This window comes from Nocardiopsis mwathae (genome assembly GCF_014201195.1).
In the GTDB taxonomy this organism is placed as follows: domain Bacteria; phylum Actinomycetota; class Actinomycetes; order Streptosporangiales; family Streptosporangiaceae; genus Nocardiopsis_C; species Nocardiopsis_C mwathae.
This window is the reverse complement of sequence record NZ_JACHDS010000001.1, coordinates 2,831,500-2,855,192: the sequence shown is the minus strand read 5'-3', so window position 1 is coordinate 2,855,192 and position 23,693 is coordinate 2,831,500. Positions and strand designations below refer to the sequence as shown.

Annotated in this window: 22 protein-coding genes; 9 read left to right on the top strand and 13 right to left on the bottom strand. The window is 68.7% G+C overall.

From position 1 onward, the window contains the following. Nucleotides 1-1,758, bottom strand: coding sequence for a VMAP-C domain-containing protein (locus HNR23_RS12340; RefSeq protein ID WP_343070751.1), 1,758 nt, complete (start codon nucleotides 1,756-1,758; stop codon nucleotides 1-3). 352 nt (nucleotides 1,759-2,110) lie between these two features. Beyond that, a complete protein-coding gene (locus HNR23_RS12335) occupies nucleotides 2,111-3,547 on the bottom strand; it encodes an aldehyde dehydrogenase (protein ID WP_184075718.1) in 1,437 nt (478 codons plus the stop codon). Between the two features lie 378 nt (nucleotides 3,548-3,925). Here HNR23_RS12335 and HNR23_RS12330 point away from each other — a divergent pair, with 378 nt between their 5' ends. Continuing rightward, entirely contained in the window at nucleotides 3,926-4,216 is a 291-nt protein-coding gene (locus HNR23_RS12330) for a chorismate mutase (protein ID WP_184075717.1), read from the top strand. Nucleotides 4,217-4,282: 66 nt separating this feature from the next. Here HNR23_RS12330 and HNR23_RS12325 read toward each other — a convergent pair whose 3' ends face one another. Continuing rightward, nucleotides 4,283-5,524: an endonuclease/exonuclease/phosphatase family protein gene (locus HNR23_RS12325; RefSeq protein WP_184075716.1), complete on the bottom strand. Its 1,242-nt coding sequence runs from the start codon at nucleotides 5,522-5,524 to the stop codon at nucleotides 4,283-4,285. Between the two features lie 224 nt (nucleotides 5,525-5,748). Between HNR23_RS12325 and HNR23_RS12320 the strand changes: the two genes are divergently transcribed. Then, nucleotides 5,749-7,221 (top strand): flavin-containing monooxygenase, encoded by a 1,473-nt coding sequence (locus tag HNR23_RS12320; RefSeq protein WP_184075715.1) that lies wholly within the window; start codon nucleotides 5,749-5,751, stop codon nucleotides 7,219-7,221. 24 nt (nucleotides 7,222-7,245) lie between these two features. Here HNR23_RS12320 and HNR23_RS12315 read toward each other — a convergent pair whose 3' ends face one another. The 3 genes from HNR23_RS12315 to HNR23_RS12305 all read right to left on the bottom strand — a co-directional run bounded on the left by HNR23_RS12315 (nucleotide 7,246) and on the right by HNR23_RS12305 (nucleotide 9,505). Continuing rightward, the gene (locus HNR23_RS12315; protein ID WP_184075714.1) at nucleotides 7,246-8,154 is read right to left on the bottom strand and encodes an ArsR/SmtB family transcription factor; all 909 of its coding nucleotides are present in this window, start codon (nucleotides 8,152-8,154) and stop codon (nucleotides 7,246-7,248) included. Nucleotides 8,155-8,597: 443 nt separating this feature from the next. Further along, entirely contained in the window at nucleotides 8,598-9,044 is a 447-nt protein-coding gene (locus HNR23_RS12310; protein ID WP_184075713.1) for a hypothetical protein, read from the bottom strand. Next, complete coding sequence (locus HNR23_RS12305; RefSeq protein WP_184075712.1) at nucleotides 9,041-9,505, bottom strand: hypothetical protein; 465 nt, start codon at nucleotides 9,503-9,505, stop codon at nucleotides 9,041-9,043. Before HNR23_RS12305 ends, HNR23_RS12310 begins: the two co-directional genes overlap by 4 nt. Before the next feature lie 248 nt (nucleotides 9,506-9,753). Here HNR23_RS12305 and HNR23_RS12300 point away from each other — a divergent pair, with 248 nt between their 5' ends. Further along, nucleotides 9,754-10,605 carry a Scr1 family TA system antitoxin-like transcriptional regulator gene (locus HNR23_RS12300; RefSeq protein WP_184075711.1) on the top strand — a complete coding sequence of 284 codons (852 nt, stop codon included), beginning with the start codon at nucleotides 9,754-9,756 and terminating at the stop codon, nucleotides 10,603-10,605. Nucleotides 10,606-10,614: 9 nt separating this feature from the next. Then, entirely contained in the window at nucleotides 10,615-10,800 is a 186-nt protein-coding gene (locus HNR23_RS12295; protein ID WP_184075710.1) for a DUF397 domain-containing protein, read from the top strand. 152 nt (nucleotides 10,801-10,952) lie between these two features. Here the strand turns inward: HNR23_RS12295 and HNR23_RS12290 are convergent, their stop codons facing one another. From HNR23_RS12290 to HNR23_RS12270, 5 genes are all read right to left on the bottom strand, one after another. Beyond that, nucleotides 10,953-11,258, bottom strand: a complete 306-nt coding sequence (locus tag HNR23_RS12290) for a winged helix-turn-helix domain-containing protein (protein ID WP_184075709.1) — start codon at nucleotides 11,256-11,258, stop codon at nucleotides 10,953-10,955. Nucleotides 11,259-11,285: 27 nt separating this feature from the next. Further along, a complete protein-coding gene (locus HNR23_RS12285) occupies nucleotides 11,286-11,717 on the bottom strand; it encodes a hypothetical protein (protein ID WP_184075708.1) in 432 nt (143 codons plus the stop codon). Nucleotides 11,718-11,927: 210 nt separating this feature from the next. After that, complete coding sequence (gene tgmC / locus HNR23_RS12280) at nucleotides 11,928-13,139, bottom strand: ATP-grasp peptide maturase system methyltransferase (RefSeq protein WP_246421721.1); 1,212 nt, start codon at nucleotides 13,137-13,139, stop codon at nucleotides 11,928-11,930. 196 nt (nucleotides 13,140-13,335) lie between these two features. After that, a complete protein-coding gene (locus tag HNR23_RS12275; protein ID WP_184075706.1) occupies nucleotides 13,336-14,538 on the bottom strand; it encodes an aminotransferase class III-fold pyridoxal phosphate-dependent enzyme in 1,203 nt (400 codons plus the stop codon). Continuing rightward, on the bottom strand, nucleotides 14,535-15,125 hold the full coding sequence (locus HNR23_RS12270) for an ATP-binding protein (RefSeq protein ID WP_246422109.1): 591 nt from the start codon (nucleotides 15,123-15,125) through the stop codon (nucleotides 14,535-14,537). The genes HNR23_RS12275 and HNR23_RS12270 overlap by 4 nt, the downstream gene beginning before the upstream one ends. Before the next feature lie 182 nt (nucleotides 15,126-15,307). Between HNR23_RS12270 and HNR23_RS12265 the strand changes: the two genes are divergently transcribed. From HNR23_RS12265 to dnaE, 4 genes are all read left to right on the top strand, one after another. Continuing rightward, complete coding sequence (locus HNR23_RS12265; RefSeq protein ID WP_184075704.1) at nucleotides 15,308-16,159, top strand: helix-turn-helix domain-containing protein; 852 nt, start codon at nucleotides 15,308-15,310, stop codon at nucleotides 16,157-16,159. Between the two features lie 13 nt (nucleotides 16,160-16,172). After that, nucleotides 16,173-16,376 (top strand): DUF397 domain-containing protein, encoded by a 204-nt coding sequence (locus HNR23_RS12260; protein ID WP_184075703.1) that lies wholly within the window; start codon nucleotides 16,173-16,175, stop codon nucleotides 16,374-16,376. A gap of 155 nt (nucleotides 16,377-16,531) precedes the next feature. After that, complete coding sequence (locus HNR23_RS27210; RefSeq protein ID WP_184075702.1) at nucleotides 16,532-16,765, top strand: DUF397 domain-containing protein; 234 nt, start codon at nucleotides 16,532-16,534, stop codon at nucleotides 16,763-16,765. A gap of 203 nt (nucleotides 16,766-16,968) precedes the next feature. Further along, on the top strand, nucleotides 16,969-20,535 hold the full coding sequence (gene dnaE, locus HNR23_RS12250; RefSeq protein ID WP_184075701.1) for a DNA polymerase III subunit alpha: 3,567 nt from the start codon (nucleotides 16,969-16,971) through the stop codon (nucleotides 20,533-20,535). An 82-nt stretch (nucleotides 20,536-20,617) separates the two neighbouring features. On the opposite strand, the gene HNR23_RS12245 is transcribed toward dnaE, so the two are convergent. Continuing rightward, nucleotides 20,618-21,802, bottom strand: a complete 1,185-nt coding sequence (locus tag HNR23_RS12245) for a DUF418 domain-containing protein (protein WP_184075700.1) — start codon at nucleotides 21,800-21,802, stop codon at nucleotides 20,618-20,620. Between the two features lie 354 nt (nucleotides 21,803-22,156). On the opposite strand from HNR23_RS12245, the gene HNR23_RS12240 reads away from it, so the two are divergent. Beyond that, a complete protein-coding gene (locus HNR23_RS12240; protein WP_184075699.1) occupies nucleotides 22,157-23,023 on the top strand; it encodes a PadR family transcriptional regulator in 867 nt (288 codons plus the stop codon). A gap of 108 nt (nucleotides 23,024-23,131) precedes the next feature. Here HNR23_RS12240 and HNR23_RS12235 read toward each other — a convergent pair whose 3' ends face one another. Further along, nucleotides 23,132-23,647, bottom strand: a complete 516-nt coding sequence (locus HNR23_RS12235; RefSeq protein WP_184075698.1) for a DinB family protein — start codon at nucleotides 23,645-23,647, stop codon at nucleotides 23,132-23,134. Nucleotides 23,648-23,693 lie beyond the last annotated feature (46 nt).

The window sequence follows — 23,693 nt, the reverse complement described above, 5'->3', positions numbered from 1 at the left end:
TCATTGCGGGGTGGAGAGGATTCCGATTCGGAGTAGTCGTTGTATGTGTGACATATCATCGAGAATGATGTTGATGTCATAGGGGTCGTACCCTTCGGTGCCACTCTGCCCGCTGATTATATTGACCCTACGCCACGAATGTACATGCCGGGGTAGGGCCGAAAGTTCCCCGTGTGAGATCTTCCTGCCTTCGCACCTGGTGACGGATTGCATGTGGCCGTGGAATCGACGGGTTTCGCCGGTGTCCGCATCCAGCCAGGCGATCGCCGGAAGGCCCGCTTCGACCGCGTGGTACAGCTGCAGCCGCCCATCCCGATCGCGTGGTGGGGCACCCAGTACACACAGCGTGATTCCGGGGTGGTCGAGTTGGTCGGCGAGCGGTGGTTCCTCCGGAGAACGGGGGCGCGGAGGAATTCTGTGGACCCGGCCCTCGCTGGCGCGGGTGAGTCCGTACAGGCGTTCGCGGAGTTTGCGCCGGGCACCGGCCAGGCGCCTGTCGGTGATTCGTTCGGCGGAGTGGAGGACGATCTCATAGGACGCTCCGATTCGCCCACCCTCTTCGCCCGATAACGGACCCGGAAGTCTCCATTGCGCGATTTGCTGGGTAATTAGAGGAAATGGCAGGACTAGTTCCAGGCGCAGCCCCACCGGTGCCGGTGAATCCCAGATCGGCAACCGGGCCTCGGCGTCCACCACCATCTCCAGCACCGTCTCACGCAGTGTGTCCTCTGTGATGTGTCGTGATCCTCTGTTGGTGATGGAATCGCCGCTGTCCAGCCAGTGGGACAGGGTGTACCTCGGGACCGCGTCGGGGTCGCCGGGGATGGGTTCGGCGGCGATGATGAGCGTGCCTCCGGCCGGGGCGGGGGGCGGCTCTATGTAGATCCGTTCCAGCGCGTCCCGTGGCACGTACCCGGGGGGTCGGCTCTCGATATACCGGCGCAGGGTCCGCGAGTCACCCAGCCCGAGCTTGTCGATTCTCGCCAGGTAGGCGATCTCGCAGGGCATGTGGTCCGGTCCCGGCGTGTACCGCTTCAGCCGGACGAACGCCTCCCAGGCCGAGTCGAAGTCGGCGGGCTCGGGCCCGCGGTGCCGGGTGGAGGCGTCGTAGGCGGTGCGGACCTCCTCGAACCGCAGGCCGCTCAGCAGCCTCCGGACCTCCTCCGACTCCGGGTCGTCGAGGTGGGAGCGCAGGGCCGCGATGTGCTCCAGCGGCTCCATGAAGGCGACCCGGCTCCGGTGCGGGTGCCGGGGGTCGAACCGCGCCGTGGTGACGATCCCGATCACCGATCCGTCGGCGGTGTCCTGCACACCGCAGCCGCTGAACCCCTGCTCGACGCCGACCACGGAATCGACGACGTTGAGCTGCGCGCGGCCGGGGATGCCGCCGCCGTAGCCGACCACCCTCGCCTCGGCCAGCAGCCCCTCGGGCACACCGGTGGGGTAGCCGCGCAGCCGCACGTCGCGCGGTCGCGTTTCGGTCACGTCCGCCATGCGTGCCGCGAGCCAGGCCGAGGCGTACTCGTGGCCGTCCTGGGCCTCGATGCGGAGCAGGGTGGTGTCGCGGTCGGCGTCCCAGGTGCTCTCGATGACACGCGCGGTCACCGGTCGGTAGCCGGACGGGTCCGGTGCGCCCAACGGGATCGTGACACCCGGCTCGGGCGGAGCGGGATCGCTGCCGCGGCGTAGTGCGGCGTTGACGACATGCACACAGGTCAAGACCCGATTCTCGGGAACGAGTACCCCGCCGCCGGCCACCAGGCCATCGGGGGTCGTGATCCTGACCTGCCACGTCGGGAGGCGGGGGGCGGAAGGCGTCGAGGGGGATGCCAACGTGTGCGCGGCCTCTTTCTTCGGTTGTGCGTGGCGGGCTGTACTGGGCTCTCTAATTCGGTTGGCTCTTTATGTTCCCGGTGTCACGCTGAATACTCTATGTAGGTGCTCGGGTACCAGCCTTCCAGAGCGGTCGGCCTGAGAAACGCGGGATTCCGGTGCATCCACACGGATCTGGCACGGTGCGCCGCAGCGCACCGTGCCAGCCAGCGGAAACGCAGAGTCAGGGCGGGGCGGCCGTTTTCGGACCACCCGCCCTCACCTTCGCCCGGACCGCCTACCCCAGCGTCGGGATCGTCTTGTACTCCAGATACTCCGCCAGGCCCTCCGGCCCGTACTCGCGCCCCATGCCGCTGGCCTTGCGGCCGCCGAAGGGCGTGTTGACGTCGACGTTGTACACGTTCACCCCGCAGGTGCCGGTGTGGATCCGGCGGGCGACCTCCACCCCGTGCTCCGGGTCGGCGGTCCACACCGACCCGGCGAGCCCGTACTCGCTGTCGTTGGCCAGTTCGATCGCGTGCCGCTCGTCGTCGTAGGGGATCACGGCGAGGACCGGGCCGAAGATCTCCTCCCGGGCGATGCGCATGCCGTTGTCGACATCGGCGAAGAGCGTGGGTTCGACGTAGTGTCCCCGCTTCCGGTCGGCCGGGCGGCCGCCGCCCGTGACGACCCGCGCGCCCTCGGCGCGGCCGATGCCGATGTAGCCTTCGACCCGCTCGCGCTGGGCGGGGGAGACCAGCGGCCCGATGTCGGTGGACGGGTCGGCGGGGTCGCCGACCGCGAGGCCGGCCAGCCGCTCGGCCAGCGCGTCGACCACCTCGCCGTACCGCTCGCGCGGGGCCAGCACCCGCGCCTGGGCGATGCACGCCTGGCCGTTGTTGAGCAGTGTGGTCAGCGTCAGCATGCCCGTGTAGGCGGCGAGGTCGGCGTCGGGCAGCAGGATCGCCGCGGACTTCCCGCCCAGCTCTAGGCTGCAGCCGCGCAGCCGCTCACCGCACAGCGTCGCGATGCGCCGCCCCGCCGCGGTGGACCCGGTGAAGGAGACGTGGTCCACGCCGGGGTGGGTCACGAGGTGCTCACCGACCGCGCGGTCGGCCGCGACGATGTTCAGCACCCCCGCGGGAACCCCGGCCTCCTCGGCGAGCTCGGCCAGCAGGTAGGGGTCGAGCGCGGTCTCCGGCGCGGGCTTGACCACGGCCGTGCACCCCGCGAGCAGCGCCGGGGCGACCTTCGCGACGATGAGGAGCTGGGGCACGTTCCACGGGGTGATCGCCGCGGCCACCCCCACCGGCTCGCGCACCACGTGCGACGGACCGAGCAGGCCCGGGCGGGTCTCCTCCCAGGTGACGTCGTCGGCCAGCCCGCCGTAGTAGGCGAGCATGCGCTGGGGCAGCGGCGCCTGGGCGGCCTGGGAGAAGTTCAGCGGAGCGCCCATCTCCGCGGTGATCAGCCCCGCCACCTCGTCGAGGCGCGCCTCGTACAGGTCGGCCAGCCTGGCCAGGACCGCGCCCCGCTCGGCGGGCGCCATCCGCGGCCAGGGGCCGTGGTCGAACGCGGTGCGGGCGGCCTCGACCGCCCGGTCCACGTCGGCGGTGGTGCCCTCGGGGACCCGCCCGACGACCTCCTCGGAGTGCGGCGACACCACGTCGATCGTCCCGCTTCCGGCGGGCTCCACCCACTCGCCGCCGATGTAGAGCCGGTCGTGCTTGCGCATCAGGCCTCCCAACCCACGCCCTTCCGAACAGAACACGTTTCATCTTGAATCGGCGGAAGGCCTATCGCTAGGGGGTTATAGCGAAAGTGAACGCGTTTCTCCCCGGCGTGGTCGCGGACGGGCGGACGATACCGCGGCCGACGCGCTAGGATGGCGCGCATGACCCACCGCTATTTCGCGTTTAGCACGCCGGCTCCGGACCGGCCGGCCGCTGCGACGTAGGCGGTCGACGGGTACAGAGCCGGCTGAAGAGCGAGAAGGCACACGCCTTCCGCTCTTTTTCTTTTCCCAGCGGTCGGCTCCGCCCTCCATTCCGCGCGTCGCGCGATCCGGTGGACCGCCGGCCGCCCCGACGCGACGACAAGGACGACCGACACGATGAGCGACAGCCCTACCAGCACGACCATCGACGACCTGCGCGGCCGTATCGACCGCATCGACGCCGAACTCGCGCGGCTGCTGGAGCACCGGGCGCTGCTGGCCGCCCGCGTCCAGCGGCTCAAGCCCGTCGGAGGTTTCGCCGGGCGCGACCCGCGGCGCGAACGCGAACTCGTCGCCGCGATGGCCGCCCACGCGCCCCGACTGGGCGAGGAACGCCTCGCCCGCATCATGGCCGCGGTCATCGAGACCGGGCTCGACGCGGCCGAAGCCGAGACCGCGCGCACCTGACCCGCCACTCCGTCCCGCCGCCCGCACCGGGCGGCGGGACGGCGGCCCGCATCCGGTCCGCGCGGCTCAGCCGATGTCGAGCCGGACCAGCCGGTGGTCGGACGCCGCGTCGGTCACCTTCGACATCGGGTCGTCGGTGGTCGGCCAGTAGACGGCGCTGTCCCGCACCGGAAGTCCGCGTGACGGCAGCACGTAGTCGACGCGCAGGTTACCCGGCCGCTCGGCGTCGAAGTCGGCGGTGTCGTGCGCGGGGTCGCCGATGTGGTCGGCGTTGGCTCCCCCCTGCAGCTCCGCTGCCTCGACCCCGCCCTCACCGGCGGGGGTGACGCTGCCGTTGACCAGGGGAGCGTCGAGCAGCCGGTCGATGGCGCCCGGCAGGCTGCCGCCGTCATGCGGGTCGGCGTTCAGGTCGCCCATGACGACGAACCGCGCTCCCGGCCGCAACCCACCGCGGACGCCCTCGTCGTCGTAGATGTAGCCGCCCCGCCGCGGCGTCACGTAGTCGGCCCAGAACCTGATCTCGTCACTGTTCCGCCGGACGTTGCGCTGCTCCGGCCCGTCGAAGGCGGGGGGCGTCGGGTGAGAGGCCAGCACGTGCACGGTCCGGCCGGGCCCGATGCGCACCGGCAGGTCCCAGTGGCTCTTCGAGGACAGCCGGAACACCTCCAGAGCCTCCTCGGAGTAGAAGCCCTCCCCGGTCTCCGGGGCGACGGGCAGCAGCGCGCCGGGCATGTCCGCCCAGCGGAACATCCGGAAGGTGCGCACGGCGTCGGTGTCGATGGGGTAGGCGGAGTAGACGACCATCCCGTACTGGCCGGGGTAGCGGCCGTACCCGAAGGCGTCCTCGGCGTAGCCGGGGGCGCCGGGTTCGGCGACGGTCTCGCCGTCGCCGTCCAGGTCGAACCCGGAGTGCACGCCGGTGTTGCTCGGAGCGCTGTAGCGGTAGGGGTAGCTGACGGGCGCGGCCCCGTTCTGCCCGACGGCCAGGTAGTTGCGCTGGAACAGCTCGGCCGCCCGCCCCTCGTCGTCGTAGTCGAACTCGTTGACCAGCAGCACGTCGGGGCGGTTGCGCTGGATGACCTCGGCGACCGCCCGCGCCTGCGCGTCGTCGCCGGCCGACAGGTCCTCGATCAGCTCGCCCTCCGCCGAGCGGTGCAGGGAGGCGTTGAACGTGGCGAACCGGACGCCCGCGCGGTCCGCCCGCTCGGCGGTGCCCGACTCCGCCGCCGCGGGTGCCGCGGTGAGCGTGGCCAGGGTGAGCAGGGCGGTCGCCGCGAGGGCGGTGGGGAACCGGTGCCGGGGGAGCATAGGGCGCCTTTCGTCGGTCGGGAAACGCCTGCGGCGTGTGTGCGGGAGCCGAGCCTGCCGGCCCGGGCGGGTTGTCGGTCTGCCGTCGGCGTGGCGGCGATTCGGAGGCCGCCTCACCGCACTTCTCTCCTACCCGTGCCCCCAGGGGTAGCGGCCGAGTGTTAGCTTGCCCGGAACTTCGGGATGAAAAAGCGGGAACAACGCGGAAAAGGGGTCGGTCGAGCATGCCTGCGGCACCACGTACGTCTCCCCGTATCGCCGTCATCGGAGCGGGCTTCGGCGGCATCGGGATGGCCATCCGGCTCCGCCGCGCCGGGGTCACCTCGTTCGCCGTCTTCGAGCGCGGCGACGGTATCGGCGGGGTCTGGCGCGACAACACCTACCCTGGTGCCGCGTGCGACGTCCCCTCGCACCTCTACTCCTTCTCGTTCGCCCCCGACCCCGCCTGGACCCGCAGCTACGCCGGTCGGCAGGAGATCCTCGACTACCTGGAGCGATGCGCCCGCGTCTTCGGGGTGACGCCGCACATCCGCTTCGGAACCGAGGTCACCGAGGCGGCCTTCGACGACGCGTCGCGGACCTGGAGGCTGACCACGGCGGCGGGCGCCACCCTGGAGTTCGACGTCGTCGTCTCGGCGTGCGGGCAGCTGCGGCGCCCCGCCTACCCCGACATCCCCGGCCGGGCGGACTTCGCGGGTGAGGCCTTCCACTCCGCCCGCTGGAACCACGACACCGACCTGGACGGCAAGGACGTCGCGGTCATCGGGACCGGCGCGAGCGCCATCCAGTTCGTGCCCCGCATCGCCGAACGGGTGGGGCGGCTGCGCCTCTTCCAGCGCAGCCCCGCCTACGTGCTGCCCAAGGACGACCGCCCCTACAGCGACGCCGAACGCGCCCGCTTCGCCGGGCACCCGCTCCTCCTCCAGGCCGGCAGGGCGGCCGCCTACGTCCGGTTCGAAAGCCGGGTCCTGGCGTTCCAGCACGTGCCGTCCCTGATGCGGCTCATGCGTGCGCGGTTCCTCCGCCACCTGCGCCACCACGTCCCCGACCCGGAGCTGCGCGCCCGCCTGACCCCCGACTACACCATGGGCTGCAAGCGCATCCTGCTGTCCAACGACTTCTACGCGGCGCTCACCCGCCCCAACGTCGACCTCGTCGACCGGCGGGTCCACCGCATCGAACCGGACGGCGTCGCCACCGCCGACGGCACCCTCCACCCGGCCGACGTGATCATCTACGGCACAGGGTTCACCGTCACCGACTTCCTGGCCCCCATGCGCGTCACCGGCCGCGGCGGGCGCGACCTGGGGGAGGCCTGGCGCGACGGTGCCGAGGCCCACCTCGGCATCACCGTCGCCGGCTTCCCCAACCTCTTCCTGCTCTACGGTCCGAACACCAACCTCGGCCACAACTCGATCATCTATATGTTGGAAAGCCAGATCCGCTACGTCATGGACGCCGTCCGCCGCCTCAGCGGCCCCGGCCACCGCACGCTGGACGTCCGCCCCGACGCCCAGGCCCGCTTCGTCCGCCGCGTCCGGCGGAGCCTGGAACACAGTGTCTGGGCCACCGGCTGCGACAGCTGGTACGTCACCGACACGGGCGCTCAGACCGTCAACTGGCCCGGCTTCACCTGGCGCTACCGCCAACGCACCCGCCGCCTCGACCCGCGCGACTACGTCGGAGAGATCGTCTAGCCGGACGCCGCCGGGCCGCCGTGCCTACTCCGGATCCCCCAGGAGCAGACGGGACCCCAGGTCGGTCAGCTCGTGGCGGATGGCGTTGCGGTCCCGGTGGCTGTTGGTGAGGCCCGAGGCGCGCAGCACGGTGGCGTGCTCGCTGGCCGAAGCGGGGGAGATGCCGAGCCGCTCGGCCAGTTCGGAGGTCGAGTAGGTGTTGGCGGCGATCGTCCGCAGAACGGCCGCCCGGGTGCCGCCGAGGAGCTTCTCCAAGGCCCGCCGACGGGCGGCGTCCAGGCGCTCGCCCGTGGGGAGGTCGAGGTAGTCCGTCACCGGGTAGACGATCACCGGCGGGAGTTCGGGGTCCTGCAGCGCGATGGGGTACCGCCAGCAGTAGAAGGAGGGGAGCAGGACCAGCTCGCGCCCATCGAGGTGGAGGTGGCGCTCCAACGGATAGGCGACCTCCAGAACGGAGCCCCGCCACCGCGCGACCGACCGCAGCGGAGCCGGAACTCCCGGCGCCCGCGCTGCCCCAGTGGGGTTGGTGTCCGGGGCGTGCAGGGCCCGCTCCACCGTGGCGCCGATGGACTCCCACTCGGGGGCGAGCGCGAGATCGAAGTATTCGCGCACGGTCTGTGCCAGTCCGCGCATCACCGGCGCGTCAGCGTGCGCCAGGTCGCGCACCGGCGCCGAGAGCCGCTGCTGCATCGCGAGGATGCCCAGGTCCCGGCGGACCTGTGCGGCGGGGGTGGACTTCAGGGCCTCCAGCCCGTCCTCCAGGTCACCCGGTTCGCCGGGCGGTGTCAGGAAGTCCGGCGAGTACCCGCGCGGCGGCGCCAGCTCGGCCAGCCGCCACATCCGCCCCGTCATGTGCTCCCGCACCCGCAACCGCCACTGCCGGAACCGCGGCCCGGCGTGGTGCAGCTGCAGCATGTGCAGGCTGAGCAGCACCTCCCACATCGGATCGGGTCGGGGCCTACACCGGATCCGCTCCGGACGCTCACCGCTGAAGTGGACATAAAGCACCGTGGACCCCCACCATCGCCCCACCGCGCCGCGAGCCCTGACCTCCACCGATCGAACCCCCGACGGCGCTCCCGACAGCCTACTGCGGCGAGTCACCCCATGCCTGTCCGTAATCGGCCACAGCCTCCATGCAGGGCCGCGCTCCGCGCGCAGTTCCGTTTCAGCTGCCGTCCTGAGGCCGGGGTATCCATCCGGCACCGCCCAACCGCAGCGGTGAACGGGGGCGGGCGGGCCCACCCACCCCCGCCGGGCCGCTCGGCGTTCCCGATCGCCTCCGAGACACAGGCAGGGAAGGGGGGCCGCAGGCCCCCTCAGTGCCCGCGGCCCCGGATCGCCGGAATCGCCGACGCGGTCTGATCCCGGGGGTATTACGTCCGCCAGTCGGAGAGCCGGTGGGCCGCGTAGGTCCTCCCGACGGTGTAGGTGGCCAGATTCTCGACGGTCGCCCCGCAGACTTCCCGGCGCTTGCGCTGCACCCGGGCTGCGGCCACCAGCTCGGCCAGGCGGGCGGGGTCGACGAGATTGCTCCCGCTCAGCCGCGGGGTGACCTCGCGGACGTGGTAGCAGAACATCCCGGCGGACCGGTGGAAGAGCGCGACCGTGTAGGTGTTGGCCCGCCTCTTGAGCGCGATGGGCGGCGGGAACTCCTCGCGGTAGAGGCAGCGGTAACGGGTGCCGTCCTCGCACACCGCCTCGGCCCGGTAGGTGACGGCGTCCCAGGACTCCTCAGCGATGGTCACGGCCGTGCCGTGGTAGCGGGCCCAGGCCTCCAACTCCCGGCGGTCGCGGACCGACCAGGTCTTCAGGGTGCTCATCGCGTAACCCCCGCCCCGGACAGGATCTCGGCGAGCTCGTCCTGCTCGGTCTGCTGGGCGATGGCGGCCAGGGACGCCGCATAGCGCGCCTCGGCGGCGGCCCGCCGGCCTTCGTGGGCAAGAAGGAAGGGCCGGATCCGCGCCGACGGCAGCGGAATCGCGGAGAGACCCCGAGCGGTCGAGCGGAGGAGAAGGCGCAGGACCTCCAGGCTCCGCGCGGTGACGCTGACGCCGGTTGCGAGGTGCTCCGCCTGGTAGACGGGGCGCCCGCGCTCGTCGTGGCTGCAGGAGACCAGCCACTCCTCAAAGGAGGCGGCGATGTCGGCGATTTCGTCCAGCTCAGAGTCGCCGGGGCGGTGCTGAGCCGCGGTGTGGTCGGGGGTGCTCGACGCTGACAGCACCAGCATCGACCCCAGAGTGAGCGTGAGCAGTGCCCAGATGCGGGCACTAGCCTGGAACATGTCGATCTCCTTCTGATAGCTGGATCGGCCGTGCCCCGGGACGGGTGAGCCTCCGTCGCCGGGGTCTTCCATGCGGCTCGTCTTGCATCGCCGCACTTCCGACGCTCTCTATAGTGGCCCCGTCGCGCAGAATTTTCAATACAAAGATTAGGATCCATGTAGTGCGGGCTACAAAAGTTTCGCGAATGGGGTGATCTAACATCGGAGCAGGACGAAGGAGCCGCAGGAAGAAGCGAGGAGCACGCATCGTGGCGGACAGGTACAGTCCGACAGTCAGGCGGCGTCGGCTGTCTGCCGAATTGAAAAGATTGCGTGAGGAGTCCAAGCTCACTGCAGAGCAGGTCGGTGACCGTTTGGGGTGGTCGCGCGGGCGGCTGACCAACATGGAGCTCAACAAGTGGAAGCGCCCCGACCCTGTCATCGTCCGAGCGCTCGCCAACCTCTACGGCTGCTCCGAGGACGTCACCGAAGCGCTCGTGACACTGGCCCGTCAGTCACGGGAGAAGGGCTGGTGGACGCGCTACGACGATGTCCTCACGGACGCTTACGTCGGGTTCGAGGCTGAAGCTGCGGTGATCTCCACGTACCAGTCGATGGTGGTCCATGGCTTGCTGCAGACCCCCGAGTACGCGGCTGCATCGGCGAGAGCGGGTCAGTCCCGTTCCCCTCAGGTCATCGATCGCATCGTCCAAGCACGCAAAGAGCGTCAGGAGATTCTTGATCGAGACGACGCGCCGAAGCTCTGGTGCGTGCTCGACGAGGCGGTCTTCCTTCGTCCTGCGGGCAGTAAGGAGGTCATGAGCGACCAGATCCGCAGTCTGCTGGAGATCGTCGAGCGCGAGGACCACATCAAGATCCAGTTGCTCCCGCTCGACCAGGGGCTCCATCAGGGCACGGCTGGGAGCTTCACCATCCTCGACTTTCCCGAACCCATGGACCCGTCCATCGTTTACATCGAGGTCCGGACCGATGGACTCTACCTGGACGAACCCGACGAGGTGGAGGTCCACCGAGAGGCGTGGGACGACATCAGAATGAAGGCCATGCACCCCGATGCCTCTGCTGAACGACTGGCGCTGATCCTGAAGAAGTACGAGTAGGAAGCGGCTGTGTACCAGACCCCGAAGTTCCGCAAATCAAGCTACAGCGCGACCGCGAACGACTGCGTCGAGGTCGCCGACTTCCCCCGAGGTGCGGCCGTGCGCGACTCAAAGCACCCTGCACTTGGCCACATCGCGTTTCCCGCGAGCGAGTGGCACGCCTTCCTCTCCAACGTGAAGGCCGGCCGACTCTAGGGCCACGCCCACCGATGATCATGGCGTAAGGCGTCAGTCCCGTCCGTTTTGCCCTGCGGTTCGCCATGGTCATCGGTGTTCCGAGATGGTCGCGCTTCGCACGCAGTTCCCTTTCCGCTGCCGCCCTGCCTGCCGTCCGGGCCCATGGCCGGTCAGCCGGTGTGCTTACCGTCGGCGATCTGCCGCAAGGCGTTCAAATGTTGGGTGAACACCGCGCGTCCCTGCGGGGTGAGAGCTAGATAGGTCCTGGGCCGCCTGCCGACGAAGGTCTTGCGTACCGCGATGTACCCGGAGTTCTCCAAAGTAGTGATCTGCTTGGACAGGGCGGAGTCTGTGACCTCGACCGTGTCCCGTACCGAGGCGAAGTCCGACTGGTCCACCGCTGCCAGGGCCGCGACGATGGAGAAGCGCACAGGCGAGTGGATGACGGGATCGAGTGACTTGCGCGGATGACTCATGATGGAACTTTCCGGATTACCGCTGCCTCAGCCCTGAGCCTTGCGAACGCCTACCATGTTGAACACTGCCGCGAGGAAGAAGGGAACGCCGCACAACGCCGCCCCTGCCGTCCACCAAAGGGTGGAGTCGGGGAACAATGCCGGGCCCGTCGTGACCGTGAGAGCGAAGAACGCGACCCCTGCCCCGGTCAGAATGTAGTGCACGGTCAGGTGATGGCGCAGGGCTACCGGGCGGCTGTAGGCGTACCAGTTCATGCTGATAAGAGCGAATATGGCGACCAGGTAGGCGGGTGTCCACAGGGCCGTTTCGCCGCTGGCGAGTCCGATCGTCAGGACCATTGCGATCGTCACCACGCCCAGCACCCCGCAGACCAGAGCCACTTGGTCGGCCCGGCGTGCCATCTCCCTGCGTAGCTCATCGGCGCGGGTCAAGGCCTCGATCGCCTGTCTCTGATCCATTGATCGCCTCCTGCGGCAACTACGGGGCTTGGCATCAGCCTGGCATTGACTTGCCAATTTGGCAAGTAATTTCCTTTATGGAATGTCAAGGGTTCAGGGGTGTGAACCTGTCCCGGACGCTCCCGTTGATGTCAGGTAAGGCTGAGGTCGATGTCGGCGATCGGTCAGGCCCGGCAGTCGACCAGGGATGAGCGCAGGAGCTCGGCGTCGTCAAGATCGTTTCCTTCGCTCGACGTTGTTCGTCGATGTGTCGGGGGCGGGGAGTGGCCAGCGGCGGGTGCCGGTCGGCGACCCGAACCACACCCATTGGCCATCGCAGGTGACCGTTGCGCCGAAGGCGCTCCATGGCGGGCGCCCCTGGGCGTGCCACCACTGGTGTTCCTGCTCTACCAGGTCCCACAGCCAACGAGGTCCGCCCTGGTCGACCCGGTACCGCCCTCCGTCAGGGATGGTCTCGACTTCTGCCCACGCCCCGTCGGCACCTTCCATGAACAGCAGGGGTGTTCCGTCGTCGGCCTGCGTGTTCACGGAGGCGGCATGCGTGGTAGCGAGCTGCGCGACGAACGCCGCTGATGGGCTGTCGCGGATGATGTTCGGGTTGATGCGGGTCCAGGACTGTTCGCCCTCGTCGTCGACAGTGACGCGCTCGGTCGGCTCGTGGGTGCGTGCGGGCATGAATCCGGCCCACTGGGGGAGGAACCGGCCCTCAGCGCTGCCCTCGGCGACGTCCAGGCGGAGTACGGCGCCGCCGGTTCCGCCCGCGATGTTCACCAGGATGATCCCGCCCGGCGATACTTGGTCGACCCACGCGGGGGGAACGTGGGTGAACGCGGTCGTTGACGTGATGCGGTCGTAGGGGGCGCCGCCCGGGTATCCCTGGTGCCCATCGTGTTCGGCCACGACGGGGCGATAGCCGTGCGACGCCAGGCTGCGGGTGGCGGATGCGACCAGGTGAGGGGAGATGTCGATGCTGGTCACGCGCTCATCGCCCAGGAGTTCGCACAGGATCGCGGTGTTGTACCCGGAGCCGGCGCCGATCTCCAGAACGCGGGGGCCGGCCGCCAACTCCAGCTCGCGAAGGTGGCGCGCCATAAGGCTGGGCATCGTCGACGAGCTTGTCCACCGACCGGTACCGGTTCCCTCGGGCAGGGCGTCGGTGACCGATCGGCCTTTGATTTCGATGATCAGCGTCTCGTCGGCGTAGATGTGCGACGCCCATTCGGCGTGCTGGTCGGCCTTGCGGCCGTCGATGAGCCGGTAGCGGACTCCGGGGCCGGTGTGGTCGGGCAGGGCGAACGCGGGGACGAACGCGCCCCGGTCGACTTTCGCGAAGGCTTCGGCCAGCGGGGTGCCTGCTTCTACTTCCCCGGCTTGGACGAGTTGGTCGGCCAGCGTCGACGTGCACGGTCGGCGGTGTGTCAACGGTGTCCCCTCTCCAGGAGATTCGCGATCGTCTGGGCGATCGGTAGTTCGCAGGCCTCGGCGAGCCAGGACCATTCGCCGTTCGGGTTCACCTCTAGCAGGGTCCATGTTCCGTCGGGGGAGATGACGACGTCGGCGGAACCGTCGATGAGCCGAGCAGTGATTCTCCGCCCCCAGCTGCCGACCGCCGATCTCTTCACAATTGCGGTGACGAGCCCCGGATAGCTTGCACTGTGCGTGCCGCGATGAGTCCGTACTCATCCGCGCGGCAGTTGAAGGGCGGGGTGAGGAGCAGAGATGAGAGGTCGGATGTCGCTGAAAGACGCAGTCCTGTGTTGGACGCGCGATGGACGACTGCGGCAGCGGGAGAATCCGCATAGCGCCGCCCCGCACCCTGAAGCTCGACGACCACACCAAGGCCGAGCTGACGCACGGCGTTTCCAGTGTTCTCCAGCCCCTCACGAAGCCGGTCGGACAGGCTCGCGCCCCACGCGTCAATGGCGTCGAGCGTCCCGTGATGGATGAGCGAATATACGGTGTACACGGCGATGGACGCCGCCAGTGGCGACGGGAGCTGCGGGATGTAGGTCGACGTGCGTCGGTCAGGGCTGTACCGCGTGACGATGGCGCCGATCGGGGTGTAACCGGCAGCCAGGCTGTCCCCGAGAACGAGGAAGTCAGGCCTGATCCGGGCGTTGGCCGCGTGGTGCAGGCAGTAGACACGCCCGGTTCGCCCGAGTCCGATCTGCGATTCGTCCCAGACCCAGGCCAGGCCGAGGTCATCGCAGATGTTCCGAACGTCCATCAGGAACTCTGTCGGAAGAGTGCGGCTTACGGGAGGTTGCAGGCAGAGAGCGGAGATGTGGTCGGGCGACCGGTGGACCATCTTCTCGATGGTCACAATCCACTCCTCAGGCGTGCCGGATGCGCTGACCGTCGTCGTTGCGCGGATGTCTCCCTGAGCCGTCGTGACCCGCAATCGTGCGTGCAATCCGTCGAAGCCGCGTATATGGAGCACCGTGCCGGGTACGAGGCGGCGAGCCTGAGCGCCGTGGGATGCCATGGCCAGTGCCGCCTGGCGAGCGGCGGCGCCGCTTTCGGCGAGCATCCCCGTCTCGCAGCCCATGAAGGCGGCCAGGGTAGCGGCGAGCTTGCAGGTAGCGGTCGAGGCCCAGCCTTCAGGTAGCTGAGGCAGGAGGAGATCCGCGCTCAGGTGGTCGATCACCTGCCGCCCCCACCCGTAACCGAAGATCGCGGTGTCGTCGGCGGCTGTTGCGTCCAGCAGGCGCGCTCCTGCGGCTCCGGCCAGAGCCGGCCCTTTGCCCTTACGAGCGGCGCTCGTCTGCTGGCTGCTGCGCAGACTGCGGCGGGAAGGTAGGGGCAGGCGTTCCGCGCTCATCGGGGACAACCCCCGATCTGCACGGTGAGGTGGTTGCCCATCGATGATGCGAGCTCCCCAGGGCCGCTTGACCGGGTGACATTCCACTCGATCGCGCTCGGCGCCTGGTCGATAGGGGTCGGGACGCTGAACCAGACGACCTTCCCCGGCGGACAGGACCGCCAGCCGCACCGGCCGTCCGACAGGTGAGTGATCAGATCGAGCCCACGCCCGGATTCGGCGAGCAGGTTGCGAGGGGCTTCCTCATCGAAGGCGTCGATGAGGTCGTCCAGGTTGTCGGAGCGGGTCCCGCTCTCGATGAGATCGGCCCGTCGCCGCGGTAGGTCCAGCGGGGCCGGGTCACTGTCGTACACCTCAACTTCGACCGAGGCGAACTTGATGGTCAGCGACAGGTGCATGGGAGCGCGGCCGTGATTGATGGCGTTCGCGACGGCTTCACTCACCATCAGCTTGGCGTCCTCAACGCTGCCTTGGGGCGCACCCAATGCAAAGAGCGACGACGTGACGAACGTCCGGGCCGTCGAGGGGCTGCTCGAAGCTGAGGGAAGAGCGAGCAGACGTGGAGGGGGGAAGGGCGGGTTTGACATACGGATCACCCACACAGAGTCAGTTAGGGGTAGCCAGTCAGCTCTACGGCTAAGTATGGAACACGCTACTCTGGATTCAAGAGATTTCAAGCGACTTCTGTGGATGCGTAGAATGTCTGTTTCTCTGAGATGGACCACCCCGAGCTTTAGGATCAAGAGCCGCTGTCTCGGAGGGGATGTCGATGGCCACCAAATACAGTCCGACCGTGGGTAAACGCCGCCTGTCGCGTGAGTTGCGCAGGTTGAGGAAGGACCAGGGTCTGACCCTGAAGGACGTTGCACGAGAGCTGGACTGCTCGCACGGCAAGATTGCGAACCTTGAGACCGGCAACTGGATGCGGATCAGCCTCACTGACATTCGCGCCATGCTGGATCTCTACAAGGTGACTGACCCAAAGCGTCGAGGGGCGATCGAGACCCTGGTGCGTCAGGCCCGCGAACGAGGCTGGTGGGAGAAGTACAGCCCGTACCTGCCGGCTGCCTATGTGGGCTTCGAGAACGAAGCGTCTGCGATCAGCACTTACCAGTGCGACGTGGTTCCGGGGCTTCTACAGACGGCGGACTACACACGCGCGCTCGTCGCGAGGGCGCTGGGCGATGATCAGACTGAAGTCGAACGCTTGGTCGAGAGTCGTCAGCGTCGCAAGAAGATCTTTGAGCGTACGGAACCTCCGAAGCTCTGGGCCATCCTTGATGAATCGGCGCTGCTGCATATCCCGGATCGAGCGGTGTTCCGTGAGCAGGTGCAACACCTCGTGCGTCTCGCCACAGAGGTCAAGACCATCACGATCCAGGTCGTGCCCATAGCGGCTGGTCTGCACAGTGGCCTTGGGAACCGGTTCGTCATACTCGATTACGAGGACGAACTCGACTTGTCAGTGATCTACCTTGAGCTGCACGGCCAAGCTCTGTACATCGAAGAGAAGCCCAGAGTGGCCGACTACCGGGATCTCTTCAACCTCATACAGCTGGACGCGCTTCACCCCAGCGAAAGCATCCCCTACCTGCGCTCCATGCTTGAGAAACCGGAATAGAGAGCAATCAATCATGAGCTACAAGACACCCGATGACCTGGTGTTTCGAAAGAGCACGCACTCCAACCCCGGTGAGTGCGTCGAAGTGGCCCCTCTGCCCTGCGGTGGCCAGGCTGTCCGTGACTCCAAGCGCCCGACGGCGCTGATCCAGCGCTTCCCCGCAGCCGAGTGGTCCAAGTTCCTGGACACGATCAAGTCAGGCGAGTTCGACGTCTGAGAGCGTGTGCGGGCTCGGACTCGCTAGCCCGGTCGCACCCATCGCGGAAGTGTCTGCCCGCAAGCGGCCAGTGCTCTTCCCAGGATCTGGATCCGTGGTGACTCTGGACGTACACGGTGGAGATCCCCCCGCGTTCGGAGAGTGAGGAGCGCATTGTGCCGCACGACCTCTATCGCATCGATCTGAGCCGCGCTGAGTGGGTCAAGCCCTGCGGAGGCAACAGCGACGACAACGGGGATGAGGAGTCCTGCGTCCTGCTGGCCGGTTCTGGCGGTATGGTCGCGATCCGCGACTCCAAGAGCCCGCAGGCCGAGCCCCTTCGCTTTACGAAGGCGGAGATGGATGCGTTCGTCCGTTTCTACGCCCGTGAGAACGGCATCGTGATCTAGGTCTCCGGTGCTGCCCGGACCCCGGCCCCTCATGGGAAGGGGGCCGGCTCATTAGGCAATGGCTTCGCGGTCGGCTTAGGGCGCCTATACCGGATGGTTTTGGCCTCAGTCAGTTTGGCGGCCAGTTTGACAGTGCAGATTCCTCCTCGCCAAGCTCAGGTGTCACCATCCGACTCACGAGCCGCATACGGGGTTGCCGCGTCATGGCCGATTCCTTCGTCCACCTGCATGTTCACACCGAGTACTCGATGCTCGACGGGGCGGCGAAGCTCAAGCCGCTGTTCGCGGAGGCGGCGAATCAGGGCATGCCTGCGGTGGCGATGACCGACCACGGCAACATGTTCGGGGCCTACGAGTTCCACCAGCAGTCCCAGGGCAGCGGAGTCAAGCCGATCATCGGCATCGAGGCCTACGTCGCGCCCGAGTCGCGGTTCCACAAGAAGCGCGTCTCCTGGGGGCGCGCCGGTGGCACGGACGATGCCGCCGCCGAGGGCGCCAAGGACATCTCCGGTGGCGGACGTTTCCTGCACATGACCATGCTCGCGGAGAACGAGACCGGCCTGCGCAACCTCTTCAAGCTCTCCTCGCTCGCATCGCTTGAGGGCTACTACATGAAGCCCCGGATGGACCTTGAGCTGATGGCGCAGCACAGCGAGGGCATCATCGTCAGCACCGGCTGCCCCTCAGGCGGCGTGCAGACGCGGCTCCGCCTCGGCCAGGAGCAGGAGGCGATCGCCTACGCCGCCAAGCTGCAGGACATCTTCGGCCGGGAGAACGTCTTCCTGGAGCTGATGGACCACGGCGTCGACATCGAGAAGGAAGTGCGCGACGGTCTTCTCAAGGTCGGTAGAGAACTCTCGATCCCGCCGCTGGTCACCAACGACTCGCACTACGTGTACGAGAGCCAGGCCGCAGCGCACGACGCGCTGCTGGCCGTCGGCGTCGGCAAGAACCTCGACGACCCCACCCGGTTCCGGTTCAACGGCGCCGGCTACTACCTCAAGACCGCCGACGAGATGCGCGGCATCCTCGACTTCGACCAGTGGGCCCAGGGCTGCAAGAACACGCTCCTCATCGCCGAACGTGTCGCCCCCGACGCCTACGACAACGTCTTCGCCTCCCGGGACCTCTCGCCGAAGTTCCCGGTCCCCGAAGGGGAAAGCCAGCTCTCCTGGCTGAAGAAGGAAGTCGAGCGGGGCATCCCTTCGCGCTTCCCCGACGGAGCCGGCGAGGACGTGCGCCAGCGCATCGAGTACGAACTCGGCATCATCGAGTCCATGGGCTTCCCGGCCTACTTCCTCGTCGTCGCCGACATCTGCCAGTACGCGCGGAAGAACGGCATCGCCCTCGGCCCGGGCCGAGGCTCGGCGACCGGGTCGATGGTCGCCTACGTCCTGGGCATCACCGACCTCGACCCGATCGAGCACAGCCTCATCTTCGAGCGGTTCCTCAACCCCGAACGTGTCACCATGCCCGATGTCGACCTGGACTTCGACGAGCGTCGGCGCGGCGAGATGATCGAGTACGTCACCCGCATGTACGGGGAAGAGAACACGGCCCAGATCCTGACCTTCGGCACCATCAAGGCCAAGGCCGCGGTGAAGGACTCGACCCGGATCCTCGGCTTCCCCTACTCCCTGGGCGACCAGATCACCAAGGCCTTCCCCGCGGCCGTCAACGGCAAGGAGATTCCGCTCGACGCCGTCTACAACGAGGACCACGAGCGGTACCCGGAGACCACCGAGCTGCGCCAGCTGATCGAGAAGGACTCGCAGGTCCAGAAGGTCATGGAGACCGCGCGCGGTATCGAGGGCCTGACCCGCGGCACCGGTGTCCACGCGGCGGGTGTCATCCTGTCCGAAGTGCCGCTCCTCGACGTCATCCCGCTGCACAAGCGTGACACCGACGGCGCCATCATCACCGGCTTCCCGTTCCCTCAGTGCGAGGAGATGGGCCTGCTCAAGATGGACTTCCTCGGCCTGCGGAACCTCACCGTCATCGACGACGCGGTGAAGAACGTCAAGGTGGCCGAGGGGATCGACATCGATCTGACGACGCTCCCCCTCGATGACGAGAAGACCTACAAGCTGCTGTCGCGGGGTGACACCCTCGGCGTCTTCCAGCTCGACGGCGGCGCGATGCGCAACCTGCTGAAGCGGATGGAGCCGAAGAAGTTCGGTGACATCGCCGCTGTGCTCGCGCTGTACCGCCCCGGCCCGATGGCGGCGAACGCCCACAACGACTACGCCGACCGGTCGAACGGGCGGCAGGAGATCACGCCGATCCACCCGGAGCTCGAAGAGGCCCTGGAACCGATCCTCGGCGAAACCTTCCACCTGCTCGTCTACCAGGAGCAGGTCATGGCCATCGCCCAGCAGCTGGCCGGATACAGCCTGGGCGGCGCCGACCTGATGCGCCGGGCCATGGGCAAGAAGAAGAAGGAGGCCCTCGAAAAGGAAGAGGTCAAGTTCTTCGAGGGAGCCAAGGCGCGCGGATTCTCACAGGAGGCCGTCCAGGCCCTGTGGGACGTCATGCTGCCCTTCTCCGGCTACGCGTTCAACAAGTCGCACACCGCCGGGTACGGTCTGGTCTCCTACTGGACCGCCTACCTCAAGGCCAACCACCCGGCCTCCTACATGGCGGCCCTTCTCACGTCCGTCGGTGACGACAAGGACAAGATGGCCGTCTACCTGGCCGAGTGCCGTGCCCAGGGCATCAAGGTGCTGCCTCCGGATGTCAACGAGTCGGGTCTGCGGTTCACTCCGGTCGGCAAGGACATCCGCTTCGGTATGGGGGCGGTGCGCAACGTCGGTGCCAACGTCGTCCACTCCATCACCACGACCCGCGCGGAGAAGGGCAAGTTCAGCTCCTTCACCGACTTCCTGTCCAAGATCGAGCTGGCGGCCTGCAACAAGCGCGTCGTCGAATCGCTGATCAAGGCGGGCGGCTTCGACTCGCTCGGCCAGCCGCGCCAGGAGCTCTACCGCCACCACGAGACCGCGGTCGACGGGATGATCAGCTCCAAGAAGCAGGAGGCCAACGGCCAGTTCGACCTGTTCGGCGGCGGGGACGACGACTCCGGCGAGTCCACGCCGATCGGGTTGAACATCAACTGGGGCGACGAGGAGTGGGACCGCAAGACCAAGCTGGCCTTCGAGCGGGAGATGCTGGGGTTGTATGTCTCCAGCCACCCGCTGTCGGGTGCCGAGCGCATCCTGGCCCGGTCCCGCGACACCGCCATCGCCGACATCGTGGCCGGTGAGCGCGGTGGCGACCGCGGCGAGGTGCGCATCGCCGGCCTGATCTCCAAGGTCGACAAGCGCTTCAACAAGGCGGGCAACCAGTGGGCCATCGCCACGGTCGAGGACCTGGACGCCAGCATGGAGGTCCTGTTCTTCCCCAAGACCTTCCCGCTGTACATGGACGCGCTGATGGAGGACACGGCCGTCACGGTCAAGGGCCGCCTGAACGAGCGCGACGGCACGTGGTCGATGTTCGCCTCGGAGATGTCGATCCTGGACATCTCACACGTGTCGGAGGGCCCGCCGCCGATGCTGCTGACGGTGCAGGAGAAGCGGCTCACCCCGGAGCTGGTGGAGGAGCTGAAGCAGGTGCTCAGGGCCCACCGCGGCGAGACCCCGCTGACGATCCGGGTCGACCACCCGGTCAAGAGCCGGGTCTTCGAGATCCCGGGCTACCCGATCCAGGTCGGCCCGGAGTTCTCGGGTGACGTCAAGTCCCTGCTGGGGCCGGACGCGATCACCTACTGACGGCCGACCCACCGACAGCCGCCGACGACAGGGTGGGGAGGGGCGTCGCCCCTCCCCACCCGGCGTTTCGGGCGGGTCCGGCTCAGTCCGCCCGCCCGTGGGCGGCGGTCGTGCCGTAGGTGAGGCGGCGCAGTGCCCGCTCGGCCGGGCCGCGCATGTCCGCGCGGCGCATGAGCTCGGCCAGCACGACGGTCACCAGCCACACCGCCGCACCGATGGCCACCCCCGCCGCGGTCGACACCCGCAGGTCCAGGCCGTAGGAGGCGAACAGGACCGCCCAGGCGACGGACTGCAACAGGTAGAAGGTGAGCGACCGCTGCCCGAGCGCCGCCAGGGCGGTGGCGATCGGGCCGGGACGGCCTGCGATCCGGACGGCGACCAGGCCGATGAGGGCGGCGTAGCCGAGCCCGCCCGCGAACCCGGTGATCTGGTGCAGGGTCGCCGCACCCGCGCCGACGGCCGCGGAGACATCGGTCCAGACCCCCGTCTTGATCAGGGCCTGGGGGATGGCGCCGAGCACGGCCACGGCGATTCCGGCCGGCGCGGTACGGCGCAGCAGCGGCAGGTGCTGCTCGGGCCGCTCCAGCAGGCGGCGGCGCGCGGCCCAGATCCCGATGAGGAACGGGAACAGTGTGGCCGCGGTCATCAGGATGATCATGAACGGCCACATGGACAGCCGGAGGGCGAGCTCGCCGAGGAGCCCCTGGGGCTTCTCGGGTAGTTGCGGCACCCCGCCGGCGGCGAAGGTGATCGTGAACACGAAGGCCGAGGCGGCCAGGAGTGCGGCCGCCGCGGAGCCGAGCAGGGCACGGTCCGACAGCCGCAGGGCGCCGACGAAGACGAGGGCGAGTAGGCCGTAGACGGCGAGGATGTCGCCGAAGAAGAGCAGTGCGACGTGCACCGCGCCGAAGGCGATCATCCACAGCCCCCGGCGGCGCAGCAGCTTGCGGGTCCACGGCCACTCCCGGCCCTGTTCGCTTCTCCGCCGGTGGATCTGGGCCATCCCGTAGCCGAACAGCGCGGCGAACATGGGGTATCCGCGCAGGTCGGCGAAGAGCGTCATGGTCCCGGTGGCGATCCGGTCCCAGGTGCCGAAGAGGGTGGCGTCGGTTCCGGTGGCCATCAGGGCGAACAGGTGCGCGTGCGCGGCGGCGATGACCAGCAGCATGACCCCGCGGGCGAGGTCGGGGGCGAGGGAGCGCCGCGCTGCGGGGAGCGCGCGGGCCGCGGGGGAGGGAGGCGCGGCCGTCGTCTGTGCGGGGGGCATCGAGGGGACCTTTCCCGGGTCGAGGGGAGGGGCGCGCGAGCGGCGGTGCCGTGGGGCAGGGCCACCGCGCGGTGGGAGGTACGGGTGCGACCCTAGAACCTCAAGTCCGGTTGAGGGCAACCGGGGGTTCCGCGCTTCGGGGCGGGCGCGGGGGATGTCCGCCGCCGCCCCTTCGGATGTTCCCGTGCCTCTTCACCGGGTCGCCCCGGTGCGGTGGTCGGAGCGGGATCGGTCCCTCTTGCTTGACCACACACCCCGTGCCGATATATCGTTACGACATGTCGATATAAATCGACTATCGAAAACGATCACGATGGGTCGATGAAACCATGGCGACCCCGAAGGAGAAGCACGATGAGTGAGATGGCGATGCCGTGGTCCTGGGGTGGATTTCCGCGCACGCAGCCGACCGGCGGCGGCCGGAAGGTTTCCCGGGGCGAGGCTCCGGAGAGCGGCGACCAGCGCGGTCGCGAACCGCGGCGGCGCGGTCGGCGCGGCGGCCGCCGCGAGCGCGGCCCCGGAGCCTGGGGCCACATGATGGCGATGGGCGGCTCGGGCGGCGGCTTCCCGCCGCACCCGCCGACGCCGCCCCTCCCGCCGCACATGCCGTGGGGCGGCGGGCAGATCCCGCACGGCCACCCCATGGAGCGGATGTTCGGCCGCGGCCGGGACCGGGGTCGGCGCGGCGGCCCCCGCGCGCGCCGCGGGGACGTGCGCACCGGCATCCTGCTGCTGCTGGCCGAGGAGCCACGCAGCGGCTACGAGATCATCCGCGAGGGCAAAGAGCGCAGCAGCGGCGCCTGGCGGCCCAGCCCCGGATCGGTCTACCCGATGCTCCAGCAGCTGGAGGACGAAGGCCTGGTCCGCCCCGCCGAGGCGTCCGGCGGCGGTCGGCGCCGCCCCTTCGAGCTGACCGAGGAGGGACACGCCTACGTCGAGGACAACGCGGGCGACCTGACCCCGCCGTGGGAGGCCGTCCACGCGGAGTACGAGGACGCCCAGGCGCGCTACACCGAGATGGGCCACCTCGCCTACCAGCTGACCGCCGCCGCGGCCCAGGTAGCCGAGGCCGGCACCCCCGAGCAGCTGGAGCGCGCCAAGCGGCTGCTGTCCGACACCAAGCGTGGGCTCTACCGGATCCTGGCCGAGGACGACGCGGCCGCAGCGGCCGACGCCGCCGCTGAGGACGGCGACGCGGACGGCACCGACGACCTCCGGTAGGCGCACCCGACCTCCGCGCGTGCCGGAGCCGGGACCCCGGCCCCGCCTCGGGGCCGGTCACCGAGGAGGGCGGCGGCCGGATGCCGGCCGCCGCCCTCGCCTCGTTCCTCAGAAGCCGGTGCTGCCGTCGGCGAGCTCACGCAGCAGGTCGAGCTGGCCGTTGTGCCGCGCTGTCTCCCCGGTCATGTGCGTCAGCACCCAGCGCAGCGTGGCCGGCCGTTCGCCCTCGCCGGCGGTGCGGGCGCCGCTGTTGAGCTCCAGCTTCGCGGTGATCTCCCGGGACCGCGCGCACTGCGCGTCGTACTCGTCGAGGAGTTCGGCCAGCGGGCGCCGGGCGCCCACGCGGAACTCCGCGTCCCAGTCCGCGGGGGACCAGGGCGCCCGGTCGCGTGCCCCCAGCAGGCGGACCTCGAACCAGTGGTGCTCCACCCACCGGAGGTGCGAGACGACCCCACCGATCGTCATCAGCGGCGACGTGGGCAGTGGCGCCGCCGACGCCAGCGCCGGGTCGAGCCCGGCGCACTTCATGCGTACCGTGGCCCGGTGCCAGTCCAGGTGTGAGGTGAGCATGGTGCGCTCATCCGCGGACTTCGGGGGGTCGAAACGAGCCGTCGTGTTCGTCATCCGGGCATTGTCACGTGCTCACGAACACAGCACCAACGGTTTTTCG

Coding starts and splice junctions, on each gene's coding strand:
- HNR23_RS12330 (WP_184075717.1), top strand. CDS start 3,926: ATGAGCGACAGCCCTACCAGCACGACCATCGACGACCTGCGCGGCCGT.
- HNR23_RS12325 (WP_184075716.1), bottom strand. CDS start 5,524: ATGCTCCCCCGGCACCGGTTCCCCACCGCCCTCGCGGCGACCGCCCTG.
- HNR23_RS12260 (WP_184075703.1), top strand. CDS start 16,173: ATGAGCTACAAGACACCCGATGACCTGGTGTTTCGAAAGAGCACGCAC.
- HNR23_RS12335 (WP_184075718.1), bottom strand. CDS start 3,547: ATGCGCAAGCACGACCGGCTCTACATCGGCGGCGAGTGGGTGGAGCCC.
- HNR23_RS12285 (WP_184075708.1), bottom strand. CDS start 11,717: ATGGATCAGAGACAGGCGATCGAGGCCTTGACCCGCGCCGATGAGCTA.
- HNR23_RS12235 (WP_184075698.1), bottom strand. CDS start 23,647: ATGACGAACACGACGGCTCGTTTCGACCCCCCGAAGTCCGCGGATGAG.
- HNR23_RS12270 (WP_246422109.1), bottom strand. CDS start 15,125: ATGTCAAACCCGCCCTTCCCCCCTCCACGTCTGCTCGCTCTTCCCTCA.
- HNR23_RS12290 (WP_184075709.1), bottom strand. CDS start 11,258: ATGAGTCATCCGCGCAAGTCACTCGATCCCGTCATCCACTCGCCTGTG.
- dnaE (WP_184075701.1), top strand. CDS start 16,969: ATGGCCGATTCCTTCGTCCACCTGCATGTTCACACCGAGTACTCGATG.
- HNR23_RS12265 (WP_184075704.1), top strand. CDS start 15,308: ATGGCCACCAAATACAGTCCGACCGTGGGTAAACGCCGCCTGTCGCGT.
- HNR23_RS12305 (WP_184075712.1), bottom strand. CDS start 9,505: ATGTTCCAGGCTAGTGCCCGCATCTGGGCACTGCTCACGCTCACTCTG.
- HNR23_RS12310 (WP_184075713.1), bottom strand. CDS start 9,044: ATGAGCACCCTGAAGACCTGGTCGGTCCGCGACCGCCGGGAGTTGGAG.
- HNR23_RS12240 (WP_184075699.1), top strand. CDS start 22,157: ATGAGTGAGATGGCGATGCCGTGGTCCTGGGGTGGATTTCCGCGCACG.
- HNR23_RS12275 (WP_184075706.1), bottom strand. CDS start 14,538: ATGAGCGCGGAACGCCTGCCCCTACCTTCCCGCCGCAGTCTGCGCAGC.
- HNR23_RS12245 (WP_184075700.1), bottom strand. CDS start 21,802: ATGCCCCCCGCACAGACGACGGCCGCGCCTCCCTCCCCCGCGGCCCGC.
- HNR23_RS12320 (WP_184075715.1), top strand. CDS start 5,749: ATGCCTGCGGCACCACGTACGTCTCCCCGTATCGCCGTCATCGGAGCG.